The following is a 13,689-nucleotide window of genomic DNA, read 5'->3' on the forward strand; positions in this document are numbered from 1 at the left end:
TCCTTACAATCAAGGTCGGTTTTAAATCGATCAGAAAACTCTAGAAGATTTTGACCTGTAAATATGTTCATGTTTTAATGTGTTTCTTAGGTTTAAAGATAAGTATTTATATACTGACCTCTAAAAGATTTATATACAACAGTTTTTATCTTACCGTCACCCTGAACTCGTTTCAGGGTCTCATAATTTAGAATTATAATTATCTTAAGTAAACCTGATGTTATGCTCTCTATGTGATGCTGAAATAAATCCAGCATGACGTTACCTTCATCTTACCGTTACCCTAAACCGGTATCAGGAGTGATTTTTTAGTCCTATGTGATACTGAAACGAGTTCAGCATGACGCTTCGATATTATTTTAGTTTCTATTTTTAAATTCTTTGGTTCTATTTATTTTAAACCTATTACGCTAACCTATACTCTTTTCAAGTACACGCTAGGGAAGCAAAAAACGACCTCTTTCGAAGTCGTTTTTAATTTGTAAAAAAGATAACATCTAACACTTCTCAGTATGAGATGTTATCTTATAAAAGTATTTTAAATATTATTTTTTAGTCCATAATTCATTCATTTCTTCTAGCGTTTTTCCCTTAGTTTCAGGAATAAACTTCCAAACGAAGAATGCTGCTATTACGCCCATTAATCCGTAAATCCAATAGGCGAATCCGTGATTAAATTGTTCAATTAAATAACTATTTTTATCCATCATAGGAAACGTCCACGATACTAGATAATTCGCAACCCATTGGCATGCCACAGCAACAGCTAAGGCTTTACCACGAATGTTATTCGGGAATATTTCCGATAGAAGCACCCAAGTAACAGGTCCCCAACTCATCGCAAATCCAGCAACATACACTAACATACAAATTAAAGAGAACATCCCTAAAGAATGCATAAAGAACGACGTTCCTAAAGCAAACATGGCAACTGCCATAGCTAAAGCTCCAATAATCATCAATGGTTTTCTACCAAATTTATCTACTGTTTGCATAGCCAATACTGTAAATAATAAGTTTATAGCACCTACTATTATCGTTTGCATTAAAGCGGTATCTGTACCTGATCCCATACTTTTAAAAATTTCGGGAGCATAATACAATACAACGTTTATACCAACAAATTGTTGGAAAACAGATAGTAGAATACCGAATATAATGACAGGAATACCGTAAGAGAATAGTTTACTAGAATGCGTCACTACAGTACTCTTAATATCCGCTAGAATAACTTTAGCTTCCGCAGCACCATTTACTTTAGTTAAAACATCTAACGCTTGCTCTGGTTTAGATTGCAACACTAAAGAACGTGGTGTATCTGGAACAAACATTAAAAAGAAAAGGAATAAACTTGCAGGGATAATTTCCGAAGCAAACATCCAACGCCATCCTATAGTACTTAACCAATCCTCGTTTCCTAAACTAGAAATATAGTAGTTTACAAAATACACAATCAGCATACCAAAAACAATTGCAAATTGATTCATAGAAACCAAACGTCCTCTACTTTTTGCTGGGGCAATTTCAGCAATATAAAGCGGAGATAACATAGATGCTAATCCAACCCCAATACCACCAATAATACGATATACAATAAAATAGTACATAAACGTATGATCGCCTTCACCAATAGGTTTCATAAATAATTCGGGAGCAGCAGATCCGATAGCCGATAATAAAAATAAAACACCAGCTAAAATCAATCCGTTTTTTCGTCCTAATTTCCGACTAATAACACCACCAGAAATCCCTCCAATAATACATCCTATTAAGGCACTAGATACTAAAAATCCTAAACGCGCATTGGCACCCATTTCAGACAGCCCAAAGGGGAGTACAAAAAATTTATCTAAAGAACTTACGGTTCCTGAAATTACGGCAGTATCATACCCGAATAGTAATCCTCCTAAAGTGGCGACTAATGTTAAGCGCCATAAAAAGGCGGAATTGTGTGAAGTTGACATGGTTAAATGGTTATATTATTAGTTAATTTAATCTGAAAAATACAAAAAATAAGGATACAAAAAACTGTATCGCATTCTCTACTAAGAATGACGATACAGTTTTAGAGTTACTCTGCTAAAATATTTTAAATATATTGATTGATAATATTCTCAAACAATTCTTGTTTTCCACTTTGTAATTCTAATTCTCCGTTTTCTTGAGCGATTTTATATAAATCTTGGAAGTCTAATTTACCAGCTTCAAAATCTTTACCTTTTCCTGCATCGAAAGAGCTATAACGATCTGTTCTTAATTTATCGTAAGCCGAAGATGTTATAATCTTATCTGCTGTAAGTAATGCTCTTGCAAACGTATCTGCTCCTCCAATATGTGCATGGAATACATCTTCCATATCTGTAGAGTTTCTTCTAATTTTAGCATCAAAATTAACACCTCCACCTTGTAGGCCACCTGATTTTAAGAACACCAACATGGCTTCTGTAGTTTCCTGAATGTTGTTAGGGAATTGGTCTGTATCCCATCCGTTTTGGTAATCGCCACGGTTGGCATCTAAACTTCCTAACATCCCTGCTTTTGCAGCAGTAGCAATTTCATGTTGGAAGGTGTGTTGTGCTAAAGTCGCGTGATTAACTTCAATATTTATTTTAAAATCTTTATCTAAACCATATTCCTTTAAGAATCCAATAGCTGTAGCGCTATCAAAATCGTATTGATGTTTCATGGGCTCCATAGGCTTAGGCTCGATAAAGAAATTTCCTTTAAAACCTTGTGCTCTTGCATAATCTCTTGCCATACCTAAAAACTGTCCCATATGGTCTAATTCACGACCCATATCGGTGTTTAATAAGCTCATATAACCTTCACGACCGCCCCAGAATACGTAGTTTTCACCACCTAAAGCAATAGTCGCATCTATAGCCAGTTTTATTTGTCCACCTGCTCTTGCCAACACATTAAAGTCTGGATTGGTAGACGCCCCATTCATATAACGCGGATTAGAAAAACAGTTTGCTGTACCCCAAAGTAATTTAACGCCAGAAGCGGCTTGCTTTTCTTTTAAATAGTCTGTAATTGCTGCTAATCTTGTTTCGTGTTCTCCAAAAGTAGCTGCCTCATTTACTAAATCTATATCGTGGAAACAGTAATAGTCGAAGCCCATTTTAGTAATGAATTCGAATGCAGCATCTGCTTTTGCCTTAGCTGCTTCAAGCGCATCTGTTGGTTTATCCCATGGGAAATTTAATGTTCCAGGACCAAATGGGTCTCCTCCTGTTCCGCAGAAGGTATGCCAGTACGAAATAGCAAATCTAAAATGCTCACGCATGGTTTTTCCTGCTACAACTTGTTCAGGGTTATAATATTTAAATGCTAACGGATTGTCGGATTCTTTTCCTTCAAATTTAATGTCTCCGATACCTTTGTAATACTCTTTATTGCCTAATGTTGCCATAATTTATTTGTGTTTTAATATCATTTCTAATTCAGTTTTCCATGTTTTGTATGCCGCTTCATACGGTGCCTTATTTTGTAAAGGCAAATACGTCATTACATGATCGTTATTCGAGATGTTTTCTCCAAATTTCTCGAAATTACCATCTGTTAATCCAGCAGCTCTAGCAGCACCAACAGCGCCTGTAGTATTGTAAATTTCTATAGAGTGATCGATTAAGGTTGCCACCGTATTGGCAAAGATTTCCGAACGGAATAAATTATCGTTCCCTGCGCGAATTACTTTAATTTCGCCAATATCTTTTTTCAAAATATCCATACCGTAAACAAACGAAAAGGCAATACCTTCTAAAGCCGCACGGTATAAATGGGCATTATCGTGTAAGTTTAAATTTAGGTTTAAAATATGCGTCCCTACATTTTTATTTTCTAACATACGTTCGGCTCCATTTCCAAACGGAATAACAACCACACCATTAGAACCTACATCTATTTTAGAGGCTTTACGGTTCATGTTTTCGTAAGAATCTACACCACTATTATTTCGTAACCAACGGTATTGTATACCTGCGCCGTTTATATTTAAAAGCGTTCCTATTACAGGTTTTGCTTTTGTATAATTAACATGTGCAAAATGGTTAACTTTAGAAATCTCTTGAGGCTTTAAGTTGTTAGATACGGCATATACCACACCCGACGTACCACCTGTAGCAGCCACTTCTCCAGGGTTAAAAATATTAAGAGATAAGGCGTTGTTAGGCTGGTCGCCCGAGCGATACGTAACCTGAACCCCTAACGGAAGCCCAGTGTCTTTTGACGCTTGCGCGTTTACAGTCCCTTGGTTTGTAAAGTTTTCTACTATGTCTGGAACCAAGTTTTTATCGATACCGTAATAGTCTAATAAATCGGTAGCAACATCGTCTTTTTTATAATCCCATAAAATACCTTCAGACAAGCCGTTTTTAGTGGTTGCCATTTTACCAGTAAGTTTATACGCAATAAAATCGCCTGGTAACATAAATTTATAGGTGTCTTTGTAAATTTCTGGTTCGTTATCGATAACCCATTTTAATTTTGAAGCTGTAAAGTTTCCGGGAGCGTTTAACATGTGTGTTCCACATAACTCTTTACCTAAATCTTTTAAAGCTTTTCTACCAATTTCAACCGCTCGGCTATCGCACCAAATAATTGAATTTCGTAACGGGTTTCCGTCTTTATCCACAATAACTAAACCGTGCATCTGATACGAAATACCAATGTTTTTTATATCTGAAAGCTTTACATTCGCTTCAACAGTAACACGTTTTATCGCATTACAAACATGCATCCACCACATATTTGGGTCTTGTTCTGCCCAATCGGGGTTAATGGCTATAATCTCCATCTCGTTTGGTGGTTCGAGCAGTGATATTATTTTCTTTCCGCTTTCCGCATCAACTAAAGCAACTTTAACCGATGAACTTCCTAAATCTATTCCTAAGTGATACATTTATAATGAATAATATGTTAATTGAGTGACTCTTTTTAAGCCTTAAATAAAATGAAGGGTATTAAAAAAACAGATGTTTTAGCAATAGTTAAACAACACTTCTATTTATATGTGAAATTATGATTTTTTAGCCTAAATATTAAATATTATTTAAATATAGATGATTTTTCAGCTTTTAAACGTACGTGTTTTTTTCGTTTAAAGCAGAAGAAAACGATTGAAAACATCAACAATATAAGCACTTTACACGCCGTCTTTATTTTAATGCCCGTTGTTTTAAAATGTACTTAAAGGTTTACGTAATTTTTTAGCGAAACTGATTACCACAAAGGGTTTAAATGCAAAAAGCCTCCAAGAACTTATGTTCGTGAAAGCTTCAAATTAATTGATTTGCTATTAATCCTATTCTACTAATTCTAATTCAGACTTATCTTTTAGTCCCGATTGGTGAAATATCTAAAGAGATAATTTAAATTATTATAAATCTATATGAGTTAAGCTGAGAAGCTTAAATTTTGTTTTAACACCTTTTCTACGTTAAGTAAATACATATCTAAACGAGTAAACGTCTTAACAAAAAGGACCTTAATTGTACTTGGCTTAATAAACATATTATAGAATTTTTTAGACTCTGCTGAGACCTTAGAATACGCATTCGCATGTCCTTGAAACAACCTAAGTGCACTAAATCTTAAAAGGATATTAGTTAAGCCTGTATCCTGATCTGTTTTAGATACTATTTGTTTTTCTTTATTTAAAATCCTAACTCCTTTGGATTCTGTTCGATTCCGACCGCTTACAATAAAACGACTTACTAAATTTCTTAATGTATCTTTATCTATAATCGCGTTGCTATCTACGTTTACAAAAATCTCACCAGTTCCAATACTAATCCCGCGATGTAAAGCTTGACTTTTACCCATAGTTTTTGGTTGTTGAGAAATGGTAACTCTATCTCCTAAATCGTTCTTAGCCTCATGCATCCAGCTCCAAGTATCATCGGTACTACCATCGTTTATAGCTATTAATTGTAATTTTTCTTCAGGATAGTCACTTTTTGCTAAGCTAATTAATGTATCGTAAACTTGTTTTCCTTCGTTATAAGCTGATATTATTACTGTTGTTTTCGGTAAAGAGTCGTCGCTAATAGATTCTATAGATTTGTATTTTAAATATAAATGTAATTTGTAAAGATATGCTAAGCCACTAAAAGCAAACCATCCATTTGCTACTATAAAGAAACCGTAAAATAAAGGGTTGTATAAAGGGTTTAAAAGAATATCATTAAAGGCTTGGTAAAAGACATAAATACCATAAGCTGCAGCCAACATTAACATAAAAATACTTACTAGTGTAATTTTGCTCCAAAGAATAGTGTCTTTTCCAGGAATTGATTTGTTTTGAAAAATTAACCTATTCAATAATTCAGAACCACTGAATGGGGATTCTAAAATATTAAATTGTGTTGAGGTTAGTGTTGCCGTTTTCATTTTATATATGTGGTACTAAATTATTTTTCGTTTTACGTGTTTCCGATATACTAATCGGGTGACGCTTATAGTTTAGCAATACATGTGCCACCAGACTAAACACACTGTATACAAGGGATTTACACATTATACCATAAAATTACGTGTATAATTTTTACACACTTTAACACTTTTACGTGTACTAATTATACACTGTATAGGTATACACTTTAATATTTAGCAGTATAACGAAACAATTAAGGTTTGATAAAGATGAAAACAATTACCTCAAAGTAATATGAAGTGAACTATAATCTGTGCTTTTGAAGAAGATTGAGAAGGAAATTATTTTAAACTGACGCAGTCTAATCAATTTAAAAAATGCGTCTCACTAAAGTTTTTCAGGACCTCATTTTTCTATCACGCAATGTTTAGAAAATAAGATTATGAAATACATTCAGTGAGACGCAGTATTTTGATTTAAAGTAAAATGTATAATTATTTTAACATTAATAAGCGAATTAACTTAATGGGATTCCTTTTTATAGCGTTGCAGTATTTGATGAATAAACTCTAACTTTTCCTTCACTTTATCTGAAACTACGAAAGGATAAACATCTGTAATTCCCATCGATCTATTTATACTATTAACAGCATAAAACAAAGATGATGTTTCGTCTAAAATAGCTTGAAACGAGATATTATCTTTATAGGGATAAATAGCCTTAATACGCATATGGTGTGAATTTCTTAGGTTTGGAGCTCCTTCTAATCCAAAATAGAAAGCTGTTTCCATAGCATCTAAAATATGTAAATAATGCGCCCACGTTTCTGCCCAATCTTCCCAGGGATGCGACGAGGCATATGTACTTATAAAATCAGCTTTCCAATTTTTAGGCGCTCCATTCTTATAATGTAACTTTAAAGCTTCTCCATAATCCTTCCTTTCATCTCCAAATAGATTTCTATACTCTGATAAGAAGTTTTCATTTGCAAATATTCTGTCCCAATAATAATGACCAACTTCATGTCTGAAATGCCCTATTAAGGTTCTATATTTTTCATTTAAAGATATTCGCATCTGTTCTCTACTTACAGTATCTGCTTCGGCCAAGAGAATTGTAATTACACCATTTGCATGCCCTGTCATCACTTTTTTGCCATCTACATTTGCATCCTCTTTAGATAAAAAATCGAAAAACAATCCTGTTTCTGGATTTTCAAATTTACTAATTATAGGAAGCTCAAGACGCTGTAAAGCATATATAAGTCTATGCTTAGCGATTTCCATTATTTGCCAACGTTCATAGTATTCTGGCACCGATAAATCGGGAATTGTTCTATTTAAATCACACGATGTGCAAAAACCAGTTTCGTGGTTTATAGGCACCAACCAATTACATGCATGTAAGCTTTTATTCTTACAATATGTATAGGTCTGACCTTTAACGCTCCATTTTAAAAAATCTGAATTATTAGCTAAGATCTCGTTTTCTGAATCTAAATATCCCAAAGCCGAACCACAGCTCTCGCAAGCAGTATTCTCGAAAAACACAGGAAAATCGCAATTACTACACTGAAATATTTTCATAATAAAATATAATTAAAAATGAGTTACAAGGTAGTTCTTCATTCTTCTAACTACCGCAGCAAATATAATCTAATAATATTTCTGAAAACGTATGATTTATCCTTTGTGAAAATTTTATTTAAATCGCAAAACTAATTACAAAAAGAGGCAGATAACACATCTTTAAACGCGTTAAATGCCCTTTTCCCCTAATGTAACTAATAACTCCCCAAACCTATACTTTTTATAAGTGGGTGTATTACGGGAAACCGGAATAGAACTAAATTAATCCTAAATCTTTTACAATAGCAACTAAATGAATTACATTATTAGCTTTAAAATCATCTTTCAACTTATTCAGGCGCTTTTCTATAGAACTTAAACTTCTGGGCGTAATATTCTGCTCTTCTAATTGCTTACTAATTTCACTCTGCGATAACCCTAACGACAATTGTTTAATTAGTTCGATATCGTAATCCTGAATTTCTAAACAGGTTTGCGGATTTAGCGCATTTTCTACTTGCGGAGAAAGAAACAATTTATTGTCTTGGATTTCAGAAATTGCTTGTGCCAATTCAAAGATGCTTCTTCGTCCTTTACACACATATGCATTAACCTTATATTTATTAACTAAGGTTCTTACCCGTTGCAAACGATCTTCCATAGAATATACTATAATAGGAAGCGTTAAACCTTCTTCCCGAGCTGCACATACAAGCTCGTCGCCAGACTGTAAATCGCCTTCTTTAAAATCTGTTTTAAACGATAAATCTGTAATTAATAAATCGAATGGCTCTCCTTCCTGATTTGCTTTTCTAAGTTTAAGCAAAGCCATATCGCAATACTGCGCTTTTTCGACATTAGTAATGTCTTTACTGTTAAGCATTGTAAGCACTCCCTCGTTTACAATATCGTAATCGTCTACTATTAAAACTTTTTTAAACATCTCTATATGGTTATTTTAGCTTTAAAACCCTTATTGGGTTCAGCTTCAAAAATAACAGTTCCTTTTGTAGATTTTATACGGGTTTCCATATTTTGGATTCCTGAACCCTTTTTTATTTCACATCCTATCCCATTATCAGAATAAGCGACTTCAATTTTTTTCTTTATTTTACTGAATTTAAACACAACAAGCGAAGCGTTACTATGTTTTTTCATATTTACCAAAAGCTCTTGAATCACCCTAAAAATGGTTACTTTCTTATAATTATCAACTTTATTCCAGTCTATTTCTGAAGCATTTCTAGTAATTATATTAACATCTGAGTTTTTATAATTTAGAAACAAATCATTTAGTAAGGCATCAAAATTATTATCTACATCTAAATTTCCATTTTCTTTAGAAATATCTCGTGTTCGTGCATAAATATGGTCTAAATCTTCAATAATAGCTTCGGAAACATTACTTTGAAACTGTAATTTATTGATTACTCGGTGCACATCGTTCGCAACCTCATCATGGATTTTTTTAGAGATGCGAATTTCAGTATTGTAAATTTGTAGAATCTTTTCTTTTCGATATTTTAATTTCTGAAATATCAAAAAGAAAACAGACATTAAAGCCACGAAAATCCCAATAGAAAGGTATGTGAGTTTCCATCTTTTTTCTCGCTCACTTTGTAATTCGTTTTCTTTTGCTAAATTTTCTTTTTCGGTATAGTCATATTTAACTTTAGCATACTTATTTTCTTCCAATTGCTTATTAACAAATAAGCTATCGGTAATTTTTATATACTCAAGTGCGTTAGTATCATCTTCTAAAGTAATAAGGTTGGTTAAGGCATCTTTTATAAATGTAGGACTATTTATAATTTTTGCCATTTCATAGCCTTTTTCAGCATAAAAACGCGCTTGCTCTAAATTGTTTATATCAGCATAATATTTCGATAAATGTCCATAACTAGCATAAACACTCATATGGTGATTAATGGCTAATTTTAGATCCAGAGCCTCAAGCATATTTGTTAGTCCCTGAGGGTTATTTAATTTAGATTGAACAAAACCTAAATTATCTAAAGCTCTATATGTTTGTATTTTATCGTCTAAGTGAATACTATTATTATAAATTTCTAAAAACGCTTGTTCTGCTAATTCAAACTTATTTTGTTTGATGTAAATAAGTGCTATATTATTTTGAATAATATTAATGTATTCTTGTTTTAATGCAATTTTTAAACCCTTATTATAATATTTTAATGCCGAATTATAATCTAATAATTCTCCGTAAATTTTACCTAACAAATTATATAATCCCAACTTACTTTTTATGTCTTTAGGCGATGTGGAATTCGACAATAAAGTCAAGGCGCTAACTACAGAATTTTCACTCCCGTAATAATCGCCTAAATGATACTGAATTCTTGAAATTTTTTGAAGATAATAAACAGTAAATGCCTTGTTATTGTTGGCAATACTTTCCTTTTTTCTATGGTCGAAAAACAAATAAGCCTTTGCCAAATTAGTTTCATCTTTCGGGTTAGAAGCCAACTCTATATAGTATTGTAAACTATCTATTTTCTGCTCCTGAAATCCGTAAGCTTCACTAAAATGAGACACTAATAATATGGTGCAAACTAAAAGAAACAAGTTTACATTTTTAAATAATTTCATACCATAAATCTAAGAAGATCTTTTGGTTTTTCTTTTCACAAAAGCACTATATATTAAGGCTACTTTATTATTTGTATTATTGTAATCACCTAACCCACTAAGACTTACCGTCTTCACTTAGATTATTGACTAGTTCTAAAATTATTTCCTCTCTAGTTTCTCTTCTTTTTGCAAGGACAACCCACTTCAAAAATATTTTAACCGAAATACTTGAACGCTTAAAAATAAAATTTTGTTCTAAATATTTTTGTAATAATTAAGGATTAAACCTCATCTAAAATAGTCCATGAAGTTCTTTTTTGGTAACCTCAATATTCGTTTTTCCAACTTCAGATACAAATCTATTTTAAATTAAATTTACAACTTAACATTTATTGATTTTAAACCATGTGTTACCCTTTTTTTAGGTTACCAAAAAAATGCATTTATTTTCATATTCAGTAGTTTTATAACGCTAACTATCTAACAAAAAATACAAAGCTTTATTTACAGATTCGCAGCAATTTAAATTTGGATTTTTAAAACTTTTTTTAGAGTATAATTACCCAAAAATCATCTTTATTTTCATGAGGTGTTTCAGCTAAATTTTTAATTATTTTTTCAGGGTAGACATCTTAAAATATTCACCCTTAATTAATTCTATTTTCCGCCAGCAGGCAGATTTAATTTCCAATAATTTTCCATAGTCTCTCTTAAATGATAAGATGTGTTCTCTCTTTCGTGAATTGAGTGAGATCGCATAGGGTAAGACATCATATAAAATAATTTATTGTATTTAATTAATTGATCTGCTAACATTTCAAAACTTTGATAATGAACATTATCATCTGCAGTTCCATGGATAATCATTAGATTTCCTTCTAGATTTTCCGCAAAGTTTATTGGCGATCCATCGTGATAACCTTTGGCATTGTCCTCTAATAAACCCATATAGCGTTCTTGGTATGTAGCATCGTATAATCTTTGATCAGAAACAAAAGAAACGGCTAATCCTGTTTTATAAATTTCAGGATATCTAAACATGCAGTTCAGTGTCATTTGTCCGCCACCACTCCACCCCCAGATACCAACTCTTTCTGGATCTAAGAAACTATACGTTTTTAAAATTTCTGTTGCTGCTTTAGACTGATCTTCTGAGGCAAGAATACCTATTTGTCCATAGATAGATTTACGCCAATCGCGACCTCTTGGTGTTTTTGTCCCTCTATTGTCAACACTAATTACAACATAGCCTTGATCTGCTATATAATGATGCCACAAATCTCCACCAGCCCAATTATCCTGAACAGTAGATCCTGCAGGCTCCCCGTATACATAAAAAAATAACGGATATTTCTTAGAAGCATCAAAATTCTTAGGTTTTATCATCCAAGCGTCTAAAACATCATCACCAATATTTACCTTAATAAATTCTTTGGGATTTAGCCCTAGCGAAGTATATTCTTGCTTTAACTCGTTATTATCTTCCAATATTCTAATTTCTTTGTGAGACGGGAGACTAATTAGTGAATATCTTGTTGGCGTAGTCGTGTTTTCGAAAGTTTGAATAGCCCATTTCGCATCTGCTGAAATTTGATATTTGTTCTGCCCCAAATTACTTGGTGGAGTAATTCTTTCCGCTTTCCCCTTACCATCTATTCTGCTTCTATACAGATAGCGCTGAGTAAAATTATCTGGCGATGCTATATAATACACATAACCTCCTTTAGCATCTATATTATCTATATTCACAACATCAAATTCCCCTTTGGTTATGGGATAGATTTCTTCTCCATTGCGTGATACTTTATACAAATGAAGCCAACCGTCTCGCTCACTAGACCACGTAAAGTATTTTTCGTTATCAAGCCAACGAATATCATCATGAATATCTAAAAATGCTTGGTCTGTTTCTGTCAATATAGTGTTGATTTCCATTGAATTTATATCCCCAACCCAAACCTTGTTTATATTCTGAGGTCTATTTAATTGCTGTACCATTACCTCGTTAGAATTTGGTATAAAATCCATACGAGCTAAATAATTATTTTGGGTATCTCCAGGAATATAAAACCATTTTGTATCGCCGCCAGTAACAGAGACAACTCCTACCTTTACAGAAGATAATTCTGTACCTACTTTTGGATAAGGTAAAGGAATCGGTTTTGAGTAAAGCGAATCAATATTATTTATCATATAGAAAGTACCTACCTCTTTAGTATCCGATTGCCAATAGGCTATATTTTCACCATCGGGACTCCATCTAAATCCATCTCTACAACTCAACTCTTCTTCATAAACCCAGTCAAAAGTTCCGTTTATAATTGTATCTCCTCCATCTTTTGTAAGTTGCTTAACTGTATTGGTTTTAAGATTTTCTACATAAATATTCAACTCACTTACAAAAGCAACATTAGAAGCATCTGGAGAAAATTTAGCAAACATTAGAGTAGATTCTGGTAACGATTCTCCCAACTGTTTCAATGTATTAGTGGTTAAATCTAACATCCAATAATCTCCTCTGGTATTATACCTCCACACTCGTTTTGTATTTGTAAATATGAGTAATTTAGAATCGTCGTTTGACCACTGATAATCAGAAATCTCTAAAGATTGTTTTTCATTAGCTGGTATTAATTGGGATGCAGAAACTAAAACTGTTCTTTTCCCCGATTTAGCTTCGTATTTTACAATATCCTGTCCTCCAATTTCTTCATTTAGTTCTAAAGTAGAATATCCCTTATTATCCTTCATCCATCTTACTGGACCAAAACCTTTTTGCTTAAAGACACCATTCTTATAAATATCCTCCAATGTTAAAGCGTTATCCGATTGTGATTCAGCTTGATAAGCAATTAAAAAAATAACAAATAATAGAATAATATTTCTTTTCATTGATTTTAATTATTTTGATTAATTCTACAATATAGATTCTTTCTCAATACTTTTTGAGAGAGACAAATGTTAGCAGACCATTTTATATTAAGCAATATTAAGACAATATAAAATTTCATTTTTTGAGTATAGTAACCAATAGTAATACTATATTAACCAAAGTCTTTTCAAATAAAGCGTATGTCGGTAATTTTATTAATTTTAGTATTTAGAATGAAATATTGAATAGACACACCATTTGAAATTTAACTTAAATACAT

General features: G+C 32.6%; 8 protein-coding genes. All 8 read right to left on the reverse strand.

Annotated elements, in window-relative coordinates; all coding sequences use genetic code 11:
- Positions 1-545 precede the first annotated feature (545 nt).
- Positions 546-1,964, reverse strand: coding sequence for a D-xylose transporter XylE (xylE, locus tag R6X41_RS09870; protein WP_318499814.1), 1,419 nt, complete (start codon positions 1,962-1,964; stop codon positions 546-548).
- 125 nt (positions 1,965-2,089) lie between these two features.
- Positions 2,090-3,415, reverse strand: coding sequence for a xylose isomerase (gene xylA, locus R6X41_RS09875; RefSeq protein WP_318499816.1), 1,326 nt, complete (start codon positions 3,413-3,415; stop codon positions 2,090-2,092).
- Between the two features lie 3 nt (positions 3,416-3,418).
- On the reverse strand, positions 3,419-4,903 hold the full coding sequence (locus tag R6X41_RS09880) for a xylulokinase (RefSeq protein WP_318499818.1): 1,485 nt from the start codon (positions 4,901-4,903) through the stop codon (positions 3,419-3,421).
- A 494-nt stretch (positions 4,904-5,397) separates the two neighbouring features.
- The gene (locus tag R6X41_RS09885) at positions 5,398-6,393 is read right to left on the reverse strand and encodes a glycosyltransferase family 2 protein (RefSeq protein WP_318499820.1); all 996 of its coding nucleotides are present in this window, start codon (positions 6,391-6,393) and stop codon (positions 5,398-5,400) included.
- 505 nt (positions 6,394-6,898) lie between these two features.
- The gene (locus tag R6X41_RS09890) at positions 6,899-7,963 is read right to left on the reverse strand and encodes a zinc-binding metallopeptidase family protein (RefSeq protein ID WP_318499822.1); all 1,065 of its coding nucleotides are present in this window, start codon (positions 7,961-7,963) and stop codon (positions 6,899-6,901) included.
- Between the two features lie 259 nt (positions 7,964-8,222).
- Positions 8,223-8,888, reverse strand: coding sequence for a DNA-binding response regulator (locus R6X41_RS09895; RefSeq protein WP_318499824.1), 666 nt, complete (start codon positions 8,886-8,888; stop codon positions 8,223-8,225).
- A 2-nt stretch (positions 8,889-8,890) separates the two neighbouring features.
- A complete protein-coding gene (locus R6X41_RS09900) occupies positions 8,891-10,555 on the reverse strand; it encodes an ATP-binding protein (protein ID WP_318499826.1) in 1,665 nt (554 codons plus the stop codon).
- Between the two features lie 639 nt (positions 10,556-11,194).
- Positions 11,195-13,429, reverse strand: coding sequence for a S9 family peptidase (locus tag R6X41_RS09905; RefSeq protein ID WP_318499828.1), 2,235 nt, complete (start codon positions 13,427-13,429; stop codon positions 11,195-11,197).
- Between the last annotated feature and the right edge of the window lie 260 nt (positions 13,430-13,689).

Source organism: Formosa sejongensis, from assembly GCF_033447105.1.
Classification (GTDB): Bacteria; Bacteroidota; Bacteroidia; order Flavobacteriales; family Flavobacteriaceae; genus Formosa.

Coding starts and splice junctions, on each gene's coding strand:
- xylE (WP_318499814.1), bottom strand. CDS start 1,964: ATGTCAACTTCACACAATTCCGCCTTTTTATGGCGCTTAACATTAGTC.
- R6X41_RS09890 (WP_318499822.1), bottom strand. CDS start 7,963: ATGAAAATATTTCAGTGTAGTAATTGCGATTTTCCTGTGTTTTTCGAG.
- R6X41_RS09900 (WP_318499826.1), bottom strand. CDS start 10,555: ATGAAATTATTTAAAAATGTAAACTTGTTTCTTTTAGTTTGCACCATA.
- R6X41_RS09880 (WP_318499818.1), bottom strand. CDS start 4,903: ATGTATCACTTAGGAATAGATTTAGGAAGTTCATCGGTTAAAGTTGCT.
- R6X41_RS09895 (WP_318499824.1), bottom strand. CDS start 8,888: ATGTTTAAAAAAGTTTTAATAGTAGACGATTACGATATTGTAAACGAG.
- R6X41_RS09905 (WP_318499828.1), bottom strand. CDS start 13,429: ATGAAAAGAAATATTATTCTATTATTTGTTATTTTTTTAATTGCTTAT.
- xylA (WP_318499816.1), bottom strand. CDS start 3,415: ATGGCAACATTAGGCAATAAAGAGTATTACAAAGGTATCGGAGACATT.
- R6X41_RS09885 (WP_318499820.1), bottom strand. CDS start 6,393: ATGAAAACGGCAACACTAACCTCAACACAATTTAATATTTTAGAATCC.